At 72.2% G+C, this 22,180-nt stretch carries 18 protein-coding genes; 9 read left to right on the top strand and 9 right to left on the bottom strand.

The annotated features are described in order from the left end of the window. Window positions 1-140: 140 nt before the first annotated feature. Window positions 141-803 (bottom strand): DUF2293 domain-containing protein, encoded by a 663-nt coding sequence (locus ACZ56L_RS17485; protein WP_471064842.1) that lies wholly within the window; start codon window positions 801-803, stop codon window positions 141-143. A gap of 66 nt (window positions 804-869) precedes the next feature. On the opposite strand from ACZ56L_RS17485, the gene ACZ56L_RS17480 reads away from it, so the two are divergent. Next, window positions 870-1,520: a nucleoside/nucleotide kinase family protein gene (locus ACZ56L_RS17480; protein WP_401757735.1), complete on the top strand. Its 651-nt coding sequence runs from the start codon at window positions 870-872 to the stop codon at window positions 1,518-1,520. Between the two features lie 100 nt (window positions 1,521-1,620). Here the strand turns inward: ACZ56L_RS17480 and ACZ56L_RS17475 are convergent, their stop codons facing one another. Further along, a complete protein-coding gene (locus ACZ56L_RS17475; protein WP_345224062.1) occupies window positions 1,621-1,902 on the bottom strand; it encodes a GlsB/YeaQ/YmgE family stress response membrane protein in 282 nt (93 codons plus the stop codon). 156 nt (window positions 1,903-2,058) lie between these two features. Here ACZ56L_RS17475 and ACZ56L_RS17470 point away from each other — a divergent pair, with 156 nt between their 5' ends. Beyond that, window positions 2,059-2,421 carry a cupin domain-containing protein gene (locus tag ACZ56L_RS17470; RefSeq protein ID WP_401757737.1) on the top strand — a complete coding sequence of 121 codons (363 nt, stop codon included), beginning with the start codon at window positions 2,059-2,061 and terminating at the stop codon, window positions 2,419-2,421. A gap of 40 nt (window positions 2,422-2,461) precedes the next feature. Here ACZ56L_RS17470 and ACZ56L_RS17465 read toward each other — a convergent pair whose 3' ends face one another. The 3 genes from ACZ56L_RS17465 to ACZ56L_RS17455 form a co-directional block, all read right to left on the bottom strand. Beyond that, a complete protein-coding gene (locus tag ACZ56L_RS17465; RefSeq protein WP_345226571.1) occupies window positions 2,462-3,697 on the bottom strand; it encodes an MFS transporter in 1,236 nt (411 codons plus the stop codon). A 354-nt stretch (window positions 3,698-4,051) separates the two neighbouring features. Beyond that, the gene (locus ACZ56L_RS17460; RefSeq protein ID WP_468684086.1) at window positions 4,052-4,618 is read right to left on the bottom strand and encodes a methylated-DNA--[protein]-cysteine S-methyltransferase; all 567 of its coding nucleotides are present in this window, start codon (window positions 4,616-4,618) and stop codon (window positions 4,052-4,054) included. 57 nt (window positions 4,619-4,675) lie between these two features. Beyond that, the gene (locus tag ACZ56L_RS17455) at window positions 4,676-5,593 is read right to left on the bottom strand and encodes a glycerophosphodiester phosphodiesterase (RefSeq protein WP_471064839.1); all 918 of its coding nucleotides are present in this window, start codon (window positions 5,591-5,593) and stop codon (window positions 4,676-4,678) included. A 257-nt stretch (window positions 5,594-5,850) separates the two neighbouring features. Between ACZ56L_RS17455 and uvrB the strand changes: the two genes are divergently transcribed. The 4 genes from uvrB (at window position 5,851) to ACZ56L_RS17435 (ending at window position 12,302) form a co-directional block, all read left to right on the top strand. Further along, a complete protein-coding gene (uvrB, locus tag ACZ56L_RS17450) occupies window positions 5,851-7,998 on the top strand; it encodes an excinuclease ABC subunit UvrB (protein WP_345224068.1) in 2,148 nt (715 codons plus the stop codon). Between the two features lie 132 nt (window positions 7,999-8,130). Further along, entirely contained in the window at window positions 8,131-8,709 is a 579-nt protein-coding gene (locus ACZ56L_RS17445) for a TerD family protein (RefSeq protein WP_345224070.1), read from the top strand. A 172-nt stretch (window positions 8,710-8,881) separates the two neighbouring features. After that, on the top strand, window positions 8,882-10,993 hold the full coding sequence (locus ACZ56L_RS17440) for a TerD family protein (protein ID WP_468684092.1): 2,112 nt from the start codon (window positions 8,882-8,884) through the stop codon (window positions 10,991-10,993). Between the two features lie 316 nt (window positions 10,994-11,309). Then, on the top strand, window positions 11,310-12,302 hold the full coding sequence (locus ACZ56L_RS17435) for a TerC family protein (RefSeq protein ID WP_345224074.1): 993 nt from the start codon (window positions 11,310-11,312) through the stop codon (window positions 12,300-12,302). Between the two features lie 124 nt (window positions 12,303-12,426). Here the strand turns inward: ACZ56L_RS17435 and ACZ56L_RS17430 are convergent, their stop codons facing one another. The 4 genes from ACZ56L_RS17430 to ACZ56L_RS17415 all read right to left on the bottom strand — a co-directional run bounded on the left by ACZ56L_RS17430 (window position 12,427) and on the right by ACZ56L_RS17415 (window position 16,399). Further along, a complete protein-coding gene (locus tag ACZ56L_RS17430) occupies window positions 12,427-13,731 on the bottom strand; it encodes an MFS transporter (RefSeq protein ID WP_471064837.1) in 1,305 nt (434 codons plus the stop codon). A gap of 181 nt (window positions 13,732-13,912) precedes the next feature. Next, entirely contained in the window at window positions 13,913-14,932 is a 1,020-nt protein-coding gene (locus ACZ56L_RS17425) for a carcinine hydrolase/isopenicillin-N N-acyltransferase family protein (protein ID WP_471064835.1), read from the bottom strand. A gap of 101 nt (window positions 14,933-15,033) precedes the next feature. Beyond that, on the bottom strand, window positions 15,034-15,690 hold the full coding sequence (locus ACZ56L_RS17420) for an MBL fold metallo-hydrolase (RefSeq protein WP_468684100.1): 657 nt from the start codon (window positions 15,688-15,690) through the stop codon (window positions 15,034-15,036). 22 nt (window positions 15,691-15,712) lie between these two features. Beyond that, window positions 15,713-16,399, bottom strand: coding sequence for a maleylpyruvate isomerase family mycothiol-dependent enzyme (locus tag ACZ56L_RS17415; protein WP_401757749.1), 687 nt, complete (start codon window positions 16,397-16,399; stop codon window positions 15,713-15,715). 251 nt (window positions 16,400-16,650) lie between these two features. Between ACZ56L_RS17415 and uvrA the strand changes: the two genes are divergently transcribed. The 3 genes from uvrA to ACZ56L_RS17400 all read left to right on the top strand — a co-directional run bounded on the left by uvrA (window position 16,651) and on the right by ACZ56L_RS17400 (window position 22,092). Next, window positions 16,651-19,668 (top strand): excinuclease ABC subunit UvrA, encoded by a 3,018-nt coding sequence (gene uvrA / locus ACZ56L_RS17410; RefSeq protein WP_471064832.1) that lies wholly within the window; start codon window positions 16,651-16,653, stop codon window positions 19,666-19,668. 268 nt (window positions 19,669-19,936) lie between these two features. Beyond that, window positions 19,937-21,511 carry an alpha/beta hydrolase gene (locus ACZ56L_RS17405; RefSeq protein WP_471064830.1) on the top strand — a complete coding sequence of 525 codons (1,575 nt, stop codon included), beginning with the start codon at window positions 19,937-19,939 and terminating at the stop codon, window positions 21,509-21,511. 149 nt (window positions 21,512-21,660) lie between these two features. After that, window positions 21,661-22,092 (top strand): Rieske (2Fe-2S) protein, encoded by a 432-nt coding sequence (locus ACZ56L_RS17400; protein WP_345224091.1) that lies wholly within the window; start codon window positions 21,661-21,663, stop codon window positions 22,090-22,092. Window positions 22,093-22,180: the final 88 nt, after the last annotated feature.

Here is a 22,180-nt window from a genome sequence, read left to right as displayed (position 1 = left end):
TCGCGTTGTGTGACTCGTGTGGCTTGTGCGGGTCGCGTGAGTTAGGCGGCTTGTACGGCCCGCGTGGGGAGAACAGTCATCCTGCCCCGGTAAGCCCTTTTATCCCTGCATCCCGGCGCCGATCCGGTGCCATCGGGGTTTCATGACGCCCCAGGAACGATCCGCCACCCCGTCAGCACCTCCTCTATCGCCGCGCTCACCCGTGCCCGCGCTTCGTGTCGCGGGATGCCGGCCATCAGCAGCGCGTCGTACGGAGTGTCGACATGGCGGACCGAGGCGCGGACCGCCGCCGTCACCGCCGCCTCGTCCAGGGCGCGGCCCGCCGCGCTGCGCCCCACCCTGCCGCTGCCCCGCTGCGAGGTGTGCGCGGCGACCGCGTGCGCGCGGCCCGGCGGGCAGCCCGGGAAGAGCGCGAGGACCGCCGCGGTGAAGGACGCCGTGAACGTCACGTCCTCGGCCGCGCGACGGGCCGCGTCGCGGTCGCGGCGGCGCGAGCGCGCCGCGGCGTCGGCGAGGCAGGCGGACTCGGCGCGGGCGAGAGCGGCCTCTTCGACCAGGAGGCCCTGGCGCTCGTACCGCTTGCGGCGCTTGTTGTGGCGCACGACCACCGCCCACAGCGAACTGCCCTCGCGCGCCCGGCGGGTGAGCGCCGCGTCGCCGCGCGGCAGCAGCACGAGGTGGCCCAGATCGGCGCAGTCCAGGCAGCGCGGGGCGTTGTACTCGAGGATGTGCAGGGGGAGCGGGCCCTGGCGGCAGTCCGCGCAGTGGCGCCGCTTGACGGGCTCGACGACCACGAGGTTCATGGGAGGGGAATACCCCGGTTCGTCGTACGTTTCCCCCTCGGGTTCCGGGCCAGCGATGATGGGCGTGTGCAGTTTCTACCGATCACCTGGGGACGCCTCGCGGGGCGGCTCGCCCGGCATCTCGACGGGCTGGAGCCCTCCGACGGCAGCGCCTGGCTGAAGGTCGGGATCGACGGTGCGCCCGCCGCCGGCACGGCGGAGCTGGCCGGGCCGCTCGCCGAGGCGTTGCGGGACCGCGGCCGTGCCGTGCACGAGGTCGACACGCAGGGGTTCCTGCGGTCCGCCTCGCTGCGGTTCGAGTACGGGAAGCAGGACCCGGACACCTACTTCGAGGGGTGGTTCGACACCGGGGCCCTGTGGCGCGAGGTCTTCGGGCCGCTGGAGGCCGGGGGGAGCGGCCGGGTGCTGCCCGACCTCTGGGACCCGGCCACCGACCGGGCGACGCGCAGTCCGTACGTGCGACTGCCGCCCGGGGGAGTGCTGTTGGTGCGCGGGCCGATGCTGCTCGGGCGCTGGTTCCCGTTCGACGTGAGCGTGCACGTGCGGCTGTCGCCGGGTGCGCTGGAGCGCCGTACCGCCGAGAGCGAGCGGTGGACGCTTCCCGCGTTCGAGCGGTACGAGCGGGAAACCGCCCCCTCGGAGGCCGCCGACGTGGTGGTGCGCGCCGACGACGCCCGGCATCCGGCGTGGACCGGGCTGCCGGGCGACGGGGAGTAGGTTCACCGCTCCGGGCGGGGCGGGCGAGGGCCGCGGTGGGAGCGTTGCTCACCGGCGGGAGGGGCGGCGCCTCGCCCGGCTGGCGCTCCGGACCCGGCGCCTACCTGCGGCCGCGGCCTCGGCCGCCGGTCTTGATGCTGGCCAGGGCCGCGACACCGACCGCCGCCAGGGCGATCTGGATGAGCCACTCGATCCAGTCGATGCCGTTGGTGTCCTTCACCCCGAAGGCCTTGGCGATCGCCGCACCCGCCAGCGCCGCGAGAATACCCACGACGATGGTCCACAGGATGCCGATCTTCTGGCGGCCCGGGACCACGAGCCTGCCGAGGACACCGATGATGATGCCGATCACGATCGCACTGATGATGCCCGAAATCTCCATGGCAGCAGCTCCCTGGCTGTAACTCTCTGCAAGACTGATGCCCTCCCTTGTGCCCCTCGTGCGCCGGAGCACGCACCGTCGCGAACGCCGGTTTCCGTCGATGTGCTGCGGGCCTGGTCGAAAGGCGTCGCCACGGCACCGCTAAGGTGACCGGCCATGACGACAATTGATCGACTTCCCGCCTCTTTCTCCGTGCACATTCCGGACGCCGAGCTGGAGCCCGAGCCGCTCGACCCGGCGCAGATCGTCTCCGGTGCGCCCGAGGTCACCGGCAAGGTGCTGTGGGAGTCCCCGGACGGCCGGCAGGTGCGGGGCATCTGGCAGATCACGCCCGGCGTGGTGACCGACACCGAGGCCGACGAGCTGTTCGTCGTGGTCAGCGGTCGCGCCACCGTCGCGGTGGAGGGCGGCGCGACCCTGGAGATCGGCCCGGGCGACGCGTGCGTCCTGCGCGAGGGCGACCGCACCACGTGGACGGTCCACGAGACGCTGCGCAAGGCGTACCACATCAGCCTCTAGCGGCCACGGCCCAGCAGCCCCTTCTCGTACGGGTACGGACTCACGCCCTGCCCGCCCGAGCCGTGACCAGGGCCAGCGCCGCCATCGGCACCAGCAGCAGGGCGCCGGCCGCGTTCAGCCACCCGTAGCCCGCCTGCGCGACGATCAGCCCGGCGGCCGCCCCGCCGACGGCCGCCGCGGAGTTCATCGTGAGGTCGGACAGGCCCTGCACGGCGGCGCGGGCGGGCTGCGGCACGGAGTCCGTGAGCAGCGCGGAACCGGAGACGAGCCCGGCCGACCAGCCGAGGCCCAGCACGAACAGCCCGGCGGCGGTCTGCCCGTGACTGCTGCCGGAGGTGCCCGCGAGCAGGGCGGCCAGCGACAGCAGCCCCGCCGCGAGCCCGATCACCGACAGCCGCCCGAGCCGGTCCGCCAGCCACCCCATGACCGGCGAGAACGCGTACATCCCCGCGATGTGACCGCTGATGACCAGCCCCACCAGCTCCAGTCCGGCCCCGTGGTGGCCCAGGTGCACCGGCGTCATCGTCATGATCGACACCATCGCGGTGTGCGAGACGGCGACCGTCACCAGGGCGAGCCGGGCCCGCGGGGAGGCCCTCACGGCGGCGATGCCCGCCTTGAGCGAGCGGCTCGCGGGCGAGTGGTCCTCCTGCGGGGACAGCGCCCGCGCGGTCAGCAGCGGATCGGGACGCATCAGCACCGTGACGACGATCCCCGTGACCAGGAAGATCCCGGCGGCCCACACGAACGGCGCCGCCGTCACCGGCAGGGACGTGCCGGCGAAGGTGCGCCCGGCCGGGGCCGCGAGGTTCGGGCCGAGCACCGCGCCGATCGTGGTGGCCCACACCACCGTCGAGATCGCCCGGCCCCGCCGCTCGGGAGAGGCCAGGTCGGCCGCGGCGAACCGGGCCTGGAGGTTGGCCAGCGAGGCCGCGCCGAACCCCGCCATGCCGAGCAGCAGCAGCGGAAAGCTCCCCAGCAGGGCGGCAAGCACCACGACCGCCGCTCCGAGCGCGCCGATCAGATAGGCCAGGGCGAGCCCGGGACGCCGGCCGCGTGCCGTCATCAGGGCGGCCAGCGGCACCGACAGCAGGGCGGTGCCGACCACGGAGGCGGTGGGCGCCAGCCCGGCGAAGGCCTCACTGCCCGCGATCTCGGTGGCCAGGACGGGCGCGAGCGTGATGCCGATGGGGACGCCGAGCCCGCCGAGTATCTGGCTGGTGACCAGCACGGCGGTGGTGCGCCGCTGGAGCGCGGACAGCTCGTCGGCCGTCACCGGGGGCGGCCCGGCCGGGCCCGGGGGCGCCGGCGCGGCGTCCGCGGCCGGGCCCTCGGCAGCCGGATGGGCGTCAGCGGGGCCCGGCAGGCCCTCGGCCGTGCTGCGTTCCGTGCCTTCCGGGTGGTCGTTCCGGTCCGTGGTGCTCACTTCGTACACGCCTCCCCGCAGGGGCCGACGGCGTCGGGGGCCGGGGAGGCGGCGGTCGTGGAAGCGGGGCCGCATATGCGGGTGCGGTTGGCGAAGGATGTCGTCACCGCCGCAGTGTGACAGCCCACACCCCCCGGGGCACCGGATAATCGCGCCACCGCGCGGGCGGACGGGACCCGGCCCCGGACCTGCGGGACGTCGCCCTCAGAACAGCGGCTGCGGCAGCACCCCCTCCAGCGCCAGCAGCACCCGCTTCGTCTCCAGCCCGCCCCCGAACCCGCCGAGCCCCCCGCCGCTCTCCACCACCCGATGGCACGGCACCACCACCGGCAGTGGATTCGACCCCATCGCCGCGCCCACCGCCTGTGCCGCCCCCGGCTGGCCCACCCGGTGCGCCAGGTCCCCGTACCCGACGACCGCCCCGTACGGCACCCCGTCGTTCAGCGCGCGGAGCACCTGACGGTTGAATCCCGAGGTCAGCGACCAGTCCAGCGGCAGGTCGAACGACCGCAGCGTGCCCGCGAAGTACGCCGCGAACTGACGGACCGGTTCGGCCAGCCTGCTCGACGCGGGTATCGGCTCCGCGACCTCCACCAGCTCGACGCCCAGCCGCGCCGCCAGCATCGCCAGGGTCCGCACCCGGACCTTCTCGTCCGCGTGGAAGACCACGCTCACCAGCCCGGTGTCGGTCGCGGCCAGCAGCAGCGGGCCGATGTCGCTGCCGACCACGGCCCACTCCGCACGACTCGCCGAAGGCGTTTCCCCGTTCATGCCCACCACGGTACGACCGGGCACCGACAACGGGCCCCGCACGATCGGAAGCGCAGGTCAGCCGCGCATCGCGGCCCGCACCACGTCCGGCTTGTTGGTGATGACCCCGTCCACCCCGAAGCCCTTGACCTTCCGCGCGTTCGCCGCGTCGTCCACCGTCCAGGTGTTCACCCGCAGCCGCTGCCCGTGCGCCCCCTTCAGCTTGTGCACGGCCGTCACGTACGCCGTGCTGAGCGTGGTGTGCTGCGGGTTGATCTGGTCGGTGAAGGCCGCGTACTTCGGCAGGTCGGCCACCTTCGGCGTGCCCAGGAACCCGGTGACCAGACCCGTGTGCTGCCGGTGCACGGAGCGGATGCTCGCCGCGTCGAAGCTCTGCACCACCAGCCGCGAACGCGCGTGCGCCGCGTCCAGCCAGCCCTGCGCGCGCAGCACCTTGAGGATGTCCTTCTCGATGCCCGGGTACAGCGCCGGGTTCTTGACCTCCATCAGGAGCTTCTGCTTGTTGCGGTCCACGCGCTGGAGGTACTGCTTCAGCGTCGGCACGCGCGCGCCCGCGTACGCGGAGCCGAACCAGCTTCCCGCGTCCAGCCTGCTGATCTCCGCCGCCGTGAAGTCCTTGATCTTCCACGGGGCGCGCCCGGGGAACACCTGTTCCACATTGGTCGTCCGCGCCAGGCTGTCGTCGTGGACGACCACCAGCTCGCCGTCCTTGGTGCGCTGGACGTCGTTCTCCACCCAGTCGACGCCGAGCCGGTGCGCGGCGTCGACGGCCGCCAGGGTGTTCTCCGGCGCGTACCCGGAGGCTCCCCGGTGGGCGATGACGACGGGGGCGGCGGCAGCCGCGGCGCCCGCACGGGCGGCCGGAGCGCCCACGACGGCGGCCGGGGAGCCCGCGGGAGCGGCCGGGGGCTGGACGACACCGGCGGTCCCGCTCGCGAGAGCGGTCAGGGTCGCTGTGACGGCGAGGGTGAGCATGGATCTCTCCTTGCGCGAGAGGACGACTCGGACGACCGAGCGTGACAGCTGCGCGCCAACGGGGAACAGGTGCGGAATGGCCATGCGGTGAACGATGTGACACGTGCGTCCAGCACGCCCTGTGACAGATCCGGTACGGAACCGGACTTCGGCCGATCGGGTGCAGCCCCCGCGCCAAACCCTCCCCGACCCCCTCCCGCCCGCCCGCGGAGCCCGTTCACCACGTGAGTGTCAGTGGTGGGTCGTACGGTGGTTGCATGCGGCCCGTTTCCAAGATCGAACGTACGGTGGCGCCCTTCGAGGTCGTCAGTCCCTACCAGCCCAGCGGCGACCAGCCGGCGGCCATCGCCGAACTGGAGAAGCGCATCCGCGCAGGCGAGAAGGACGTCGTCCTGCTGGGTGCGACCGGCACCGGCAAGTCGGCGACGACCGCCTGGATGATCGAGAAGCTCCAGCGCCCCACGCTGGTCATGGCGCCCAACAAGACCCTGGCCGCCCAGCTGGCGAACGAGTTCCGCGAGCTGCTGCCCAACAACGCCGTCGAGTACTTCGTCTCGTACTACGACTACTACCAGCCCGAGGCGTACGTCCCGCAGTCGGACACCTACATCGAGAAGGACTCCTCCATCAACGAGGAGGTCGAACGGCTGCGCCACTCCGCGACGAACTCGCTGCTCACCCGCCGCGACGTCGTCGTGGTCGCCTCCGTCTCCTGCATCTACGGCCTCGGCACGCCGCAGGAGTACGTGGACCGCATGGTCTCCCTGAAGGTCGGCGAGGAGATCGACCGCGACGCCCTGCTGCGCCGCTTCGTCGACATCCAGTACACGCGCAACGACATGGCCTTCCAGCGCGGCACCTTCCGGGTGCGCGGCGACACCATCGAGATCTTCCCGGTGTACGAGGAGCTGGCCGTCCGCATCGAGATGTTCGGCGACGAGATCGAGGCCCTGTCCACGCTGCACCCGCTCACCGGCGAGGTCATCAGCGAGGACGACAGCCTGTACGTCTTCCCCGCCAGCCACTACGTGGCCGGTCCCGAGCGCATGGAGAAGGCGATCAACGGGATCGAGAAGGAGCTGGGGGAGCGCCTGGCGGAGCTGGAGAAGCAGGGCAAGCTGCTGGAGGCCCAGCGCCTGCGCATGCGCACCACCTACGACCTGGAGATGCTCCGCCAGATCGGCAGCTGCTCCGGCATCGAGAACTACTCGATGCACTTCGACGACCGCGCCCCCGGCACCGCCCCGCACACCCTCCTCGACTACTTCCCCGAGGACTTCCTGCTGGTCCTGGACGAGAGCCACGTCACCGTGCCGCAGATCGGCGCGATGTACGAGGGCGACGCCTCCCGCAAGCGCACGCTGGTCGACCACGGCTTCCGGCTGCCCTCGGCGCTGGACAACCGCCCGCTGAAGTGGGAGGAGTTCCAGCAGCGGATCGGCCAGACGGTCTACCTGTCGGCGACCCCGGGCACGTACGAACTCTCGCGCGGCGACGGTTTCGTGGAGCAGATCATCCGCCCCACCGGACTCGTCGACCCCGAGGTCGTCGTCAAGTCCACCGAGGGCCAGATCGACGACCTGGTGCACGAGATCAGGAAGCGCACCGAGAAGGACGAGCGCGTCCTGGTCACCACGCTCACCAAGAAGATGGCCGAGGACCTCACCGACTACTTCCTCGAACTGGGCATCCAGGTCCGCTACCTGCACAGCGACGTGGACACGCTGCGCCGCATCGAGCTGCTGCGCGAGCTGCGGGCCGGTGAGTACGACGTACTGGTCGGCATCAACCTGCTGCGTGAGGGCCTCGACCTGCCCGAGGTGTCCCTGGTGGCGATCCTGGACGCCGACAAGGAGGGCTTCCTGCGCTCGGGGACCTCCCTGATCCAGACCATCGGCCGCGCGGCGCGCAACGTCTCCGGCCAGGTGCACATGTACGCGGACCGCGTCACCCCGGCGATGGCCAAGGCGATCGACGAGACCAACCGCCGCCGCGAGAAGCAGGTCGCGTACAACAAGGAGCGCGGCATCGACCCGCAGCCGCTCCGCAAGAAGATCAACGACATCGTCGCGACGATCGCCCGCGAGGAGGTCGACACCGAGGCCCTGCTCGGCACCGACTACCGCAAGCCCAAGGCGGGCAAGGACGCCAAGGCCCCGGTTCCGGCGCTCGGCGGCAAGGCGGCGAAGGCCGGGAAGTCCGCGGCGTCCGCCAAGGGCAAGAAGGGCGCCGAGGTCCTCACCGACCGCCCGGCCGCCGAACTGGCCCAGCAGATCGAGGACATGACCGCCCGGATGCGTGCCGCGGCGGCGGACCTCCAGTTCGAGGTGGCCGCCCGGCTGCGCGACGAGGTCGGCGAACTCAAGAAGGAACTGCGCATGATGAGGGAGGCGGGACAGGCGTGAGCGCGCCGCCCCGCGGAGTGTTGCAGGAACGACACAAAACACATCGCAGGTGCGACCGCGTCCGGCGGACTGCGTAGGGTGCTGACAACCGCACAGACGGGCGGTGCAGGGGTTTGTGGAGAGGGGTAGCGCGTGACGGTCAACATGACCAAGGGCCAGGCCATCAGCCTGCAGAAGAGCGACGGGGGAACCCTGACCGCGGTGCGGATGGGGCTCGGCTGGCAGGCGGCTCCGCGCCGCGGTCTGTTCGGCTCGCGCACCCGTGAGGTCGACCTCGACGCGTCGGCGGTCCTGTTCGCGGACAAGCAGCCGGTGGACGTGGTCTTCTTCCGCCACCTGGTCAGCGACGACGGTTCGGTCAAGCACACCGGCGACAACCTGGTCGGCGGCGCCGGCCAGGGCGGCGACGACGAGGCGATTCTCGTCGACCTCGCCCGGGTCCCGGTGCACATCGACCAGATCGTCTTCACGGTGAACTCCTTCACCGGCCAGACCTTCCAGGAAGTGCAGAACGCGTTCTGCCGCATCGTCGACGAGACCAACGGCCAGGAGCTGGCCCGCTACACCCTCGACGGCGGCGGCCAGTACACCGCCCAGATCATGGCCAAGGTCAGCCGCGCCGGCGCGGGCTGGCAGATGACCGCCCTCGGCAACCCGGCCAACGGGCGCACCTTCCAGGACCTGATGCCGTCGATCCTGCCGCACCTCTAGGCACCGGATCCTCAGCAGTACCGCAGCTCCCGGAGGCGACAGGCCGCCGGGAGCTGCACCGCATTTCACGCGACCGGCGCGATGCCCGCACCGCACGCGAGCGACGCGATCCACGCGACCGGCGCGTGCCGCGGATTTCAGTGACGAACACCGACGGTGGGGGAGACAGACCATGACGGCCGAGCTGGTCCGGGGGCAGAACCATCCGTTGCCCCAGGCCCGACTGGAGATCCGGATCTCGGCCGGTCAGCCGGTCGTCGCCGCAGCCACGCTCGTCGACGGGCAGGGCACCGTCCGGGGCGCCGAGTGGGTCGCCCACCCCGGCGCCCACCAGCTTCCCGGCCTGGAGGTGTCGCGGCAGGCCGCCGCCGACCACCGCCTCGCCGTGGACCTCGGCGCGCTCCCCGAAGAGGCGCACCGGGTGCACGTCCTGCTGGCGCTGCCCACCGCCGTCGGCTTCCCGGCCCGCTTCGGCGCGGTCGCCGCACCCTTCGTCGCCGTCACCGGACTCGACGGCGACGAGGTCGCCACCTTCACGCTGACCGGCCTGGACGCCGAGTCGGCCGTCGTCGCCCTGGAGCTCTACCGCCGCCAGGACGCCTGGAAGGTGCGGGCCGTCGGCCAGGGGTACGCGGGCGGCCTCGCCGCACTGCTCGCCGACCAGGGCCTGCCGCAGGCGGGCGACCTGGCCGCCGCCATCCAGGACGCCGTCGGCCGCGGCCTGGCCCGCTCGGTGGCCGCGCCCCCGCCCCGCACCGCCGAGGGCGACCGGGCCCGCCACGCCGCCCGGCAGGGGGCGGCCGCCCAGGACGGCGTACGGACGAACCTGCCCGGCGGCGGCACCACGACGCCGCCCCAGGGAGCCGGGACCACCCCCGTACCACCGCCCGACGCCCCCCAGCCGCAGCCCGCCGCCCCGGACCTGCCCGGCCAGTCCGGTCCGCGGAGCACGCCGTCCGCCCCGGACCTGCCCCCGCAGTCCGGGCCGCAGAGCGCGCCGCCCCCGCCCGCGGCGCCGGCCCCCGGCGGGCCCATCGACTACAGCCACCCCCGCCGCCGGAAGCAGCCCGCGGCCGCGGCCACCCCGCCCCCGGCCGTCCCGCCCACCCCGCCGCCACCGCGCCCCGAGCCGTCGCAGCCGGGGCAGCCGCCGCGTCCCGTCGCGGGCGACGCCTCCGGCTGGTCGATGGAGGAGCGGCTCTACAACCAGGTCTGGGGCATGTTCGAGGACCTGGCCCGCACCGCCGCCGCCTACCGCAGCGCCGTCGACTTCGCCGAGTCCCGCATGGAGCAGGAGCTCGACAAGGTCCTCTCCGACCCGCGCAGCCGCATCGGCGGCACCGGCGACGCGGCCCGCGCGAGCGCCCGGGCCAAGCGCGACGCGCTGATCGAGCAGGCCCGTGCCGTCCTGGACCGCGACGTGGCCCAGCTCATCGCCGAGTCCGAGGTCGTCGAGCCCGCGCTGCCGCCCGCGTTCGCCCGCTGGGACAACCCGGCCTGGCACGCCTACAAGGTGCCGATGGAGATCCCGATGGCCCTGCGCATCGGCGACCTGCACCTGCCCGAGCGCCCCGACCTGCACATTCCACTGCTCGTACGGCTGCCGCTGGAGCGCGGGCTGTGGATCGACGCGGGCCGCACGGGCTCCGAGGCCGCGATGACGATGGACACCGAACAACTGCGCCGCGTCGCCCTGGACACCGCCGTCGCGCACGCCGCGCGGCTGCTCGGCGCGTATCCGGCGGGCGAGTTCACCGTGCACGTCATCGACCCGGCGGGCGCCGCGTCCGCCGCGCTCGCGCCCCTGGTCAAGTCGGGCGTGCTGGCCGCGCCGCCGGCCGTGGGACCGCAGGGCGTGACGGCCGTGCTGGCGCGCCTCACCGAGCGCGTGGACCTCGTACAGATGGCGATCAGGGCGGGTGCGTCGGACGCGCTGCCGCCGCACCTGGACACGGCCGAGCAACTGCTGATCGTCAACGACTTCCCGCACGGCTTCGACGACCGGGCCGTCACCCAACTGCGCTACCTCGCCGACGAGGGCCCGTCCGTCGGCGTGCACCTGATGATGGTGGCCGATCGGGAGGACGCGAACGCCTACGGCCCGGTGCTCGACCCGCTGTGGCGTTCGCTGCTGCGCCTGACGCCGGTGCCGGACGCGCATCTGGCCGACCCGTGGGTCGGTCACGCCTGGACGTACGAACCGCTGCTCACCCCGCCGGGCAGCCAGGTGCTGTGGAACGTGCTGAGCCAGGTGGCGGCGGCCAGGCGGGCCCTCGGCCGCTGAGCGCCGCGGCCCCCGCCGCGGCGGGCGGCGGCGATCAGCGGCGGGGCCAGTGAGAGCGATGATCACACCGGCTGGATCGCACCCCTGAACTGCGCTTTTGAGGAGCGTTTACCTTTCCCTTTACCTTCTCTTGGTGTTTCGGGTACTCTCGGACGTGCGGAGGGGAGTACTCCCGGCCTGCGATGTACCCGTCAATACGGACCGCCATCGGTCCCGGGGCATCGGCCCGGCGCACGCCAGAAGGCGGCTCGGGTGGAAGAGACCTCCGGCAGCGACGACGCTGATTGAGTTGCCGTAGCTATCTGCCGGAGGCGCAGTGGACGTTTCATTGAACACGTGGATCTTCACCATCCTGGCCCTCGCGGCCCTGATCGCGGTGGACTTCTTCATCGGGCGCAAGCCCCACGACGTATCCACCAAGGAAGCGGGCATCTGGACGGTCGTCTGGATCGCGCTGGCCGTGATCTTCGGCCTCGGCCTGCTGGTGGTCGGCCAGACCCAGGCCTCCGGAGAGTTCTTCGCGGGCTTCATCACCGAGAAGTCGTTGAGCGTCGACAACCTCTTCGTCTTCGTCCTGATCATGGCGAAGTTCTCGGTGCCCTCCCACCTCCAGCAACGGGTGCTGCTGATCGGCGTGCTGATCGCGCTGGTGCTGCGGGCGATCTTCATCGCGGCCGGCGCCGCGGTCATCGCGAACTTCTCGTGGGTCTTCTACATCTTCGGCGCGTTCCTCATCTACACCGCCTGGAAGCTCATCCAGGAGGCGCGTGCCGGTGAGGAGGCGGAGGCCCCCGAGGACAACGTCCTGCTGAAGAAGATCGAGAAGAAGTTCGGCGTCGCCGACCAGTACCACGGCACGAAGCTCTTCATCCAGCGCAACGGCAAGCGCATCCTGACGCCGCTCATGGTCGTCATGCTCGCCATCGGCATGACCGACGTGCTGTTCGCCCTGGACTCGATCCCGGCGATCTTCGGCCTCACCCAGGACCCGTACATCGTCTTCACCGCCAACGCCTTCGCGCTGATGGGTCTGCGCCAGCTCTACTTCCTGATCGGCGGCCTGCTCAAGAAGCTGGTCCACCTCAGCTACGGCCTGTCGGTGATCCTCGGCTTCATCGGCGTCAAGCTGGTGCTGCACGCCCTGCACGAGAACGGTGTGCACGTCCCGGAGATCTCCATCGCGGTCTCGCTGTCCGTCATCTGCGCCGTCCTGGTCGTCACGACGATCACCAGCCTGATCGCGAACAAGAAGCGGGAGGCGGCCGAGGCCGCCGCCGCGAAGGACGACAAGGCTCCGATCGAGTCCTGAGCCGGGCCGGGACACCGGTCCCGGCTCCAGGGCCCGTACGAGAGGCCGAGGGGACGGCGTGCATGCCGTCCCCTCCGCCTTTTCCTCCTCGCGGGTACGGTGCGCGGGGCTGTTGCCCACCGCGTCAGGCGGGTGCGGCCCCCTCCGCCTCCGCGCCCCTCGCCTCCGCCGCCCGCACCGACGCCGGCCGCGTCTCCGGCAGCAGGGCGAAGCAGCCCAGGCTCACCACCGCCGCCCCCGTCAGGTACGCCGCCACGCCCCACGGCGGACCCTCCCCGGAGGACGACACCGCCGTCGCCACGATCGGCGTGAGCGCACCGCCGAACACCCCGGCGAGGTTGTAGCCCAGCGCCGCACCCGTGCACCGCACCCGGGGCGCGTACAACTCCGGCAGATACGCGCCGATCACCGAGAACATCGCCGCGAACGACACCGACCCGCCCAGGAAGCCCAGGAACATCCACAGCGGCTGCCCCGTGGCCAGCAGCGCCGTCATCGGGAACGTCCACACGGCGCTGAGCGCGCACCCGGCCAGGCACATCGGCCGCCGCCCCACCCGGTCGCCGAGCACCGCGGCGAGCGGGATCAGCGGCCCCTTGAGCACCACGGCCGCCATGACGCAGCCGAGCATGACGGTGCGGTCCACGCCCAGGCGCTCGGTGCCGTACGCCAGCGACCAGGTCGACATCGTGTAGACCAGCGCGTACCCGAGGGAGAGCGCCCCGGCGGTCAGCAGCACCAGCCGCCAGTGGTCGCGCACCACCTCGGCGAACGGCGCGCCCGCGCGCTCGCCCTTCGAGGCCAGGTCCCGGAAGTCCGGCGTCTCCGCCAGCGAGGAGCGCAGCAGCAGCCCGGCCGCGGCGAGCACGCCCGCCGCCCAGAACGGCACCCGCCACCCCCACGCGGTGAACTGCGCGTCCGACAGCACCGCCGACATCGCCAGCATCACGCCGTTGGCCAGCAGGAACCCGATCGAGGGCCCGGCCTGCGGAAAGCTCGCCCACAGGGCCCGCCGGTGCGGCGGCGCGTGCTCCACGGTGAGCAGCACCGCCCCGCCCCACTCGCCGCCGAGTCCGAGTCCCTGGAGGAAGCGCAGCAGGATCAGCAGCACCGGCGCGAGGATGCCGATCGTGTCGTACGTCGGCAGACAGCCGACCGCCACCGTCGCCGCCCCGGTGAGGATCAGCGAGGAGAACAGCACGGGCCTGCGGCCGAGACGGTCGCCCATGTGCCCGAAGAGGACCGCGCCGACCGGGCGGGCGACGAACCCGACCCCGAAGGTGCCGAAGGCCGCGAGCGTGCCGGCCAGGGGGGAGAAGGAGGGGAAGAAAAGGGGGCCGAGGACGAGGGCCGCTGCGGTGCCGTAGAGGGCGAAGTCGTAGAACTCGATGGCCGTCCCGGCGAGCGAGGCGGTCGCGAGCCGGAGCATGGAGGGACCGCCCGTCCGGGAGGCACGGGAGGCTCGGGACGTCCGGGCCGGTGATCGTGAAGCGCGCATGCGGCCGTCGCTACCCGGGGCGCCGCGCCCTCAAGAGGCGCGCGGCACTAGTCGTACCGGTTCACCGGGAAAATCACCCGGCAGGCCCCGGCCCGGCCCCCGGCGCCGGCCCTCACTCCATGGGCAGCGTGAACTCGTGCCGCTTTCCCCAGCGTTGCCCCGTCACCAGCGTCACCCTGCCGGTCTTCAGGCCGTACACCACGGACCACTGCGTGTGCGGCTGCGCGACGGAGCGCAGCAGCTCCAGGGAGCCGCCGGTGTCCAGCACCCCCCTGGCGGCGTCGAGCGTCTTCGCGGCGGTCCCGTACCGCGCGTCGTTGCGGCGCTCGGCGACCGGGGTGCCGGCGAAGGTGAAGTTGACCGCGCCGTTCCACGGCTGCCTGCCGCGCTCGGCGACCACGTTCCTGCCGCCGACCAGCTCGACCACGGCGGAGTCGCCGGTGGCGTCGGCGAGGAAGTAGTGCAGCGGCGGACTGTCGGTGAAGTCCAGTTCGTACTGGTCGAAGAGGCGGAGCGCCTCGGCGACGGTGGCCGCCTTGTCGAGGGCGATGCGCTGGATCCGCGTACTGCCCACCCGGGGGCCGCCCCTGGGCCCGTCGGCGCGGTCCACGGAGGCGAAGCCCACCGCGAGGCCCTTGCTGTTCATGCCGTCGAAGGGCAGCAACGGGGCCTGGAGCAGGGCCCGTCTGCCGCGCGCCGTCGTGAAGTCGGCGGCGGAGCCGAGGCCGAGGTAGGAGGTGTCGACGACGGACACCGAGGCGTAGCCGTCCGGCGGGTCGGTGAACAGGAGCAGCGCGGGGCCGTGCCGCCAGTCGAAGTTCCGCGCGAACCGCGGGTCGTTCCGGTCGCCGTTGGCAAAGAACAGCGAGCACCCGAAGTCCGGCCGCCGCTCCACCCGCACCGCGCGCAGCCGCTCGTAGGCGCCCTCGAAGCGCAGGTGCCACAGCGGGTGGTCGTCCACCTGGCGCAGGGACTTCAGCTTCGCCTCGTCCCCGGCGGAGAGCCCTCCGCCCGACGCCGGCTGCGAAGTGCCCGGAGACCTCGCGGACGCACCCGGATCCGCGCATCCGGACAGCAGGACGGCCAGGGCGAGGAACGGGGCGGCGACGGCGGCGGCGCGGGGCTTCTTCATGGCTCGGCCCTCCCTTTCCTCCACTGTCCGCGCGGAACAGCGGCGTCCGGGAGGGCCGTGCGGTCACGAGTGCGTGACGGTGCGGAGCCGTCCGCCAGGGGCTACCAGCCGCGCTCGCGCCACTCCCGCAGGTGCGGGCGCTCGTCCCCGAGCGTGGTGTCGTCGCCGTGCCCCGGGTAGACCCAGGACTCGTCCGGCAGCGGGGCGAAGACCTTCGCCTCGACGTCGTCGAGCAGCGAGACGAAGGCGGCCGCGTCGCCGAAGGTGTTGCCCACGCCGCCCGGGAAGAGGCAGTCGCCGGTGAAGACGTGCGGGTGGCCGTGCGGGTCGTCGTACACGAGGACGACGCTGCCCGGGGTGTGCCCGACGATGTGCCGCGCGGTCAGCTCCACGCGCCCCACCCGCACGGTGTCGCCGTCCTCCAGCAGGGTGTCGGTGGGCACCTCGATGCCCTCCGCGTCGTACCGCCCGGCGAGCGTGCGCGCACCGGTGGCGGCGACCACCTCGGCGAGGGCCTGCCAGTGGTCGCCGTGCCGGTGCGTGGTGACGACGGAGGCGATCGAGTCGTCGCCGATCAGCGACAGCAGGGTGTGCGGCTCGGCCGCGGCGTCGATCAGCATCTGCTCGCCGGTGTCCCGGCAGCGCAGCAGATACGCGTTGTTGTTCATCGACCCGACCGCGACCTTGGAGATCATCAGGTCCTTGAGCTCGTGCACGTCCGCAGGTCCGCCGACCTTCACCGCTCCGCTGTACGTCATACCGGGCAGCCTATAGCGGCCGTCACAGCGGCGGCAGTACGGGCAGGGCCCCGCCGGTGACGGTGAGCGCCCCGCCGTCGCGGCGGCCCGCCAGCCAGCCCACGAGGTCGGGTGCGGCGCCCTCGACGGAGACGTGCTCCTCCAGTCCGCCGCCAGTGGTCCACACCCGGCCCGCCCGGTCCTTCAGGCCGATCGACGGCAGTTGCGCGTGCCGTCCGAAGCGGTCGGCGAGGAACTCGATCTCGCGCTGCACGAACTCCTCGGGCAGGTCCTCCAGCTCGTAGCCGATCCCGAGGTCCACATGGTGCAGCTCGATCTCGATCAGCCGCCGGAACGGAATGCGCGACGCCGCGTCCGTGACGCCGTTGCGCAGCTCGACGGTGCGGCTCCAGTCGTCGTACGCCTCGGCCGCCCGGCGGAAGCCGTCGGCGGTCGCGCGGACGTCGTCGAGCTGCACGTCCAGGGGGCGCGGGGCGTCGCGCTCGATGTCCGCGTCGCGGCCCTCGGCGCTGACGTACATGGGGCGGCCGGCGAGGACGTTCTGGAGGGCGTCCCCGTTGCGGGCGAGGTGCGCCAGCACATGACCGCGGCTCCAGCCGGGCAGGCGGGAGGGCAGGGCGACGGCGTCGTCGTCCAGGGCGGCGGCGTCGGCGAGCAGGCGGTCCGTGGCATCGCTCAGCAGGGCCAGATCGTGCGCATGATCATTCATGGGGCAGACGATAGGCGGCCGCGCAAGGCGCGACCACTCGTTCGGGTGAAGCCGATGCCATGTGGCCAATAATCGAATGTACGTGCTATACGCTCGAAGGGAACATCCGAGCCCGCCGTCGCCGTTGAAAGGAACGGTGCCCGAGGGCTCGGCGTCCTCTGTGGCACAGGGGACCGCCCATACGGGCACCCCCGTCTCAGCAGCCTGCTTCTCGGCACCCTGCTTTCTTCTCCAGAAAGGTGCGAACCGGCGTGGCCGACCGTCTCATCGTTCGTGGCGCTCGCGAGCACAACCTCAAGAACGTCTCGCTGGACCTCCCCCGCGACTCCCTCATCGTCTTCACGGGACTCTCCGGTTCGGGCAAGTCCTCCCTCGCGTTCGACACGATCTTCGCCGAGGGGCAGCGCCGCTACGTCGAGTCGCTCTCCTCCTACGCGCGGCAGTTCCTCGGCCAGATGGACAAGCCGGACGTGGACTTCATCGAAGGTCTCTCGCCCGCCGTCTCCATCGACCAGAAGTCGACCTCGCGCAACCCGCGCTCGACGGTCGGCACCATCACCGAGGTCTACGACTACCTCCGCCTGCTCTTCGCCCGCATCGGCAAGCCGCACTGTCCCGAGTGCGGCCGCCCGATCGCCCGGCAGTCGCCGCAGGCCATCGTCGACAAGGTGCTGGAGCTGCCGGAGGGCAGCCGCTTCCAGGTGCTGTCGCCGCTGGTGCGCGAGCGCAAGGGCGAGTTCGTGGACCTCTTCGCCGAGCTCCAGACCAAGGGGTACAGCCGTGCCCGGGTCGACGGCGAGACCGTCCAGCTCAGCGAGCCGCCCACGCTCAAGAAGCAGGAGAAGCACACGATCGAGGTGGTCATCGACCGCCTCACCGTGAAGGGGAGCGCCAAGCGCCGCCTCACGGACTCCGTGGAGACCGCCCTCGGGCTCTCCGGCGGCATGGTGATCCTCGACTTCGTCGACCTCGACGCGGACGACCCCGACCGCGAGCGGATGTACTCCGAGCACCTGTACTGCACGTACGACGACCTGTCGTTCGAGGAGCTGGAGCCGCGCTCCTTCTCCTTCAACTCGCCCTTCGGCGCCTGCCCCGACTGCTCCGGCATCGGTACGCGCATGGAGGTCGACCCCGAGCTGATCGTCCCCGACCCGGAGAAGTCCCTGGACGAGGGCGCCATCCACCCCTGGTCGCACGGACACACCAAGGACTACTTCGCCCGGCTGGTCAACGCCCTCGCGAGCGAGCTCGGCTTCAGCACCTCGATGGCGTGGGCGGGCCTGCCGCAGCGCGCCAGGAAGGCGCTGCTCCACGGCCACAAGACGCAGATCGAGGTCCGCTACCGCAACCGCTACGGCCGCGAGCGCGCGTACACCACCTCCTTCGAGGGCGCACTGCCGTTCGTGAAGCGGCGGCACGCGGAGTCCGACAGCGACTCCAGCCGCGAGCGCTTCGAGGGCTACATGCGGGAGGTGCCCTGCCCCACCTGCCAGGGCACGCGCCTCAAGCCGCTGATCCTCGCGGTCACGGTGATGGAGAAGTCCATCGCCGAGGTCTCCTCGATGTCGATCAGCGAGTGCGCCGACTTCCTCGCGCAGCTCACGCTGAACGACCGGGACAAGGTGATCGCCGAGCGCGTCCTCAAGGAGGTCAACGAGCGGCTGCGCTTCCTGGTCGACGTGGGCCTGGACTACCTGTCGCTGAACCGCCCGGCGGGCTCCCTGTCCGGCGGCGAGGCCCAGCGCATCCGGCTCGCCACCCAGATCGGGTCGGGCCTGGTGGGCGTGCTGTACGTCCTGGACGAGCCGTCCATCGGCCTGCACCAGCGCGACAACCACCGCCTCATCGAGACGCTGGTGCGCCTGCGCGACATGGGCAACACCCTCATCGTCGTCGAGCACGACGAGGACACGATGAAGGTCGCCGACTGGATCGTCGACATCGGCCCCGGCGCCGGCGAGCACGGCGGAAACGTCGTGCACAGCGGCTCCCTGAAGGGCCTGCTGGCCAACAAGGAGTCGATCACCGGGCAGTACCTGTCCGGCAAGCGGGCCATTCCGACTCCGGACGTACGCCGTCCCGTCGACCCGGCGCGCCACCTCACGGTGCACGGGGCGCGGGAGAACAACCTGCGGGACATCGACGTCACCTTCCCGCTGGGCGTGCTGACCGCCGTCACCGGTGTCTCGGGTTCCGGCAAGTCGACGCTGGTCAACGACATCCTCTACACGCATCTGGCGCGCGAGCTGAACGGCGCGCGCAGCGTTCCGGGCCGCCACACCCGGGTGGAGGGCGACGAGCTCCTCGACAAGGTCGTGCACGTCGACCAGTCGCCGATCGGCCGCACCCCGCGGTCCAACCCGGCGACGTACACCGGAGTCTTCGACAAGATCCGCAAGCTGTTCGCGGAGACGACGGAGGCGAAGGTCCGGGGCTACCAGCAGGGCCGGTTCTCCTTCAACGTCAAGGGCGGCCGCTGCGAGAACTGCTCCGGCGACGGCACCATCAAGATCGAGATGAACTTCCTGCCGGACGTCTACGTCCCGTGCGAGGTGTGCCACGGCGCGCGGTACAACCGCGAGACGCTCGAAGTGCACTACAAGGGCAAGAACATCGCCGAGGTGCTCAACATGCCGATCGAGGAGGCGCTGGCGTTCTTCGAGCCGGTCACCTCGATCGCCCGGTACCTCCAGACCCTGAACGAGGTCGGTCTCGGGTACGTACGCCTCGGCCAGGCCGCGACCACGCTCTCCGGCGGCGAGGCGCAGCGCGTCAAGCTGGCGGCGGAGCTCCAGAAGCGGTCGTCGGGGCGGAGCGTCTACATCCTGGACGAGCCGACCACCGGTCTGCACTTCGAGGACATCAGCAAGCTCATCAAGATCCTCGAGGGGCTCGTAGAGAAGGGGAACTCGGTGATCGTCATCGAGCACAACCTCGACGTCATCAAGACCGCCGACTGGGTCGTGGACATGGGCCCCGAGGGCGGCAAGGGCGGCGGCCTGGTCGTCGCCGAGGGGACGCCGGAAGAGGTGGCGGGCGTGCCCGCCAGCCACACCGGGAAGTTCCTGCGGGACATCCTCGACCCGAGCCGGATCAGCGACGCCTCGCCTGCGGGGGCGGGGCGGAAGAAGGCCGCCGCGAAGAAGCCGGCCGCCAGGAAGACGGCGGCGAAGAAGGCCGCGGCGCCGGCGAAGAAGGCTGCCGCCCCGGCGAAGAAGGCTGCCGCCCCGGCGAAGAAGGCCACCGCGAGGGCTCGCAAGGCCTGATCCTTCCCGGTCGTACGGTGCTCGGGCGCGGGCCCGGGGGTCCCTTCGGGGGCTCCCGGGCCCGCTCTGCTGTTCCGGCACGGGGGTCCCGTGCGCGCGTCGGCGCGGGTGCGCCGTGGTCGCCCGTGCGGTTCCCCGCACCCCTGACGGGGCGCTCCTTGCCCGCAGCCGCCCCCGGGGCCCTGGGGCACGCCTTCGCCGCGCTGCGTGCCGTCGTCGGTGCTCATAGGCTGATTCCGGGGGCCCGCCTCGCGAAAGGCACACCCGGATGCACCCACGCCGCACCGCGACCGCCCTCACCTGCACCGCCCTCCTGCTCGCCGCGAGCACCACCACCGCCGTCGCCGCCGACACCGCTCCCGACCTCGCCCGCTTCTACGAGCAGAAGCTCACCTGGGGCGACTGCGCCGCCGAGGAGCAGCCCCGGGGCGGCACCGCCCTCAAGGGCATGGAGTGCTCCCGTCTCACCGTCCCGATCGACTACGCGAAACCGGACCTCGGCACCCTCGCCCTCGCCGTCGGCCGCTACCGCGCCACCGGCGCGGACACCGGCCGCAAGGGCTCCCTCGTGTTCAACTTCGGCGGCCCCGGCACCTCCGGCGTGACCACGCTGGCCGAGGCCAGGGACACGTACGAGAGCCTGGGCAGGCGTTACGACCTGGTCAGTTTCGACCCCCGGGGGGTGGGGCGGAGTTCGCCCGTCGACTGCGGCAAGGAGGCCGAGGAGGAGTTGGCGGAGGGCGACGGCGCCCCGCGGACGCCGTCCGGCGACCGGCGGCTCGACGCCGGCGCGCTGGTCAAGGAGGCCGAGGCCGTCGCCGCCGCCTGCGCCCGGCACACCGGCAAGCTGCTGCCGCACGTCGGCACCGTCAACGTCTCCCGCGACATGGACGTCCTGCGGCAGGCGCTGGACGAGCGGAAGCTGAACTACATGGGCATCTCCTACGGGACCCGGCTCGGCTCGGTGTACGCGGCCCAGTTCCCCGACCGGTCCGGGCGGCTCGTCCTGGACGCCGTGGACACCCTCACCGAGAGCTCCCGGGTCTCCGGGCTCAACCAGGCCCGCGCCTTCCAGCAGGCCTTCGACACCTTCCTGGCGACCTGCGCCGAGCGGTACCCGGAGGACTGCCCGCTCGGCGGCACCGTCGCGGACGCCACCCGCACCGTGGACCGGGTCGTCGCCTCCCTCTCCGAAGCCCCGCTGAAGGCCCCGGACGGAACCGCGTTCACCGTGGCGGACCTGCGCGGCGCGATGAGCACGTCCATGTACGTCCCCCAGGCCTGGGGCGCGCTCGCGTTCGGCATCGCGGAGATCGACCGGAACCGCGACCCCTCGGTCCTCGTCGAACTCAACGAACTCGCCGACGCGCCCGGCAACGCCGACGAAGCCATTCTGGCCGTCAACTGCGCCGACGACCCCGACCGCACGCCCCTCACCGAGGAGGAACTCGCCGCAGCGGAGAAGGAGTTCGACCAGGCGTCCCCCGACTTCGGCCGCGACATGATCGGCGGCGCGTTCTCCTGCACCGGCTGGCCCGCGGGCACGGACTACATCCGGAAGCTGGAGAACATCAGCGGCCCCGAGGTCCTGTTGATCGGCACCAGGGGCGACCCCGCCACCCCGTACCGGTGGACCGAGGAGACCGCGAAGCGGCTCGGCAAGGCGGTCGTGCTGCGGTACGAGGGGGAGGGCCACGGCGCGTACGCCAATTCTCCGTGCGTCCGCGAGAAGGCGGATGCCTATCTGGTCGACGGCACTCTCCCGGACGACGGGACGTCCTGCCCCGCGGTGCCGCCCGGCGTGCCGGACCAGGACCTCCCGGAGACCCTGCCGGATGCCTGACGCGTTCGCGTCAGCCGTGGTCCGACGTGCTCCCCGGCGCACCGTCCCCACCCGCCCCGCGGGTATCGTCGATGCGGCACCGCGCACCGCCGCCCGCCCGTGGCCGCGCGATGCCGCCGCCCGCCCGCACCGCACCCGTGGAGAGCCCCATGTCCGGCATCCCGTCCGCCGCCCGCCGCACCGTCCTCAAGGGCGTCGCCCTCGCCGGGGCCGCCGGGCTCGGCGCCGCCGCCTGCTCCACCGAGTCCAAGCTCGGGCACGCCCAGACGCCGACCCCGACGGCGCCGCTCGACCTCGGCGACCCGGCGGCGGTGCCGGTCGGCGGCTCCAAGCTGTACAGGGAGCAGCGCGTCGTCGTGAGCTGCCCCAAGAAGGGCGAGTACAAGGCGTTCAGCGCCCAGTGCACCCACGCGGGCTGCGAGCTCGACCGGGTCGAGGGCAACGAGGGCAACTGCCCCTGCCACGGCAGCCGCTTCGACACCACCACCGGCCAGGCGCTCAAGGGCCCCGCCACCGCGCCGCTGCCGGCCGTCCCGGTCAAGGTCAAGGACGGCAAGCTGATCGCGGGCCCGGACGCCTGAACCGGTCGCAGCCGGTCACCTCCCGGGGACCGCACCCGTCCGACCCGGTCGCCCGAACCGGCCGCGGCCGGTCACTTCCCGGGGGCCG

The organism is Streptomyces sp. NPDC039736 (assembly GCF_055596485.1).
The sequence above is the reverse complement of the archived record's forward strand: the minus strand, read 5'-3'. Positions and strand labels throughout refer to the sequence as shown.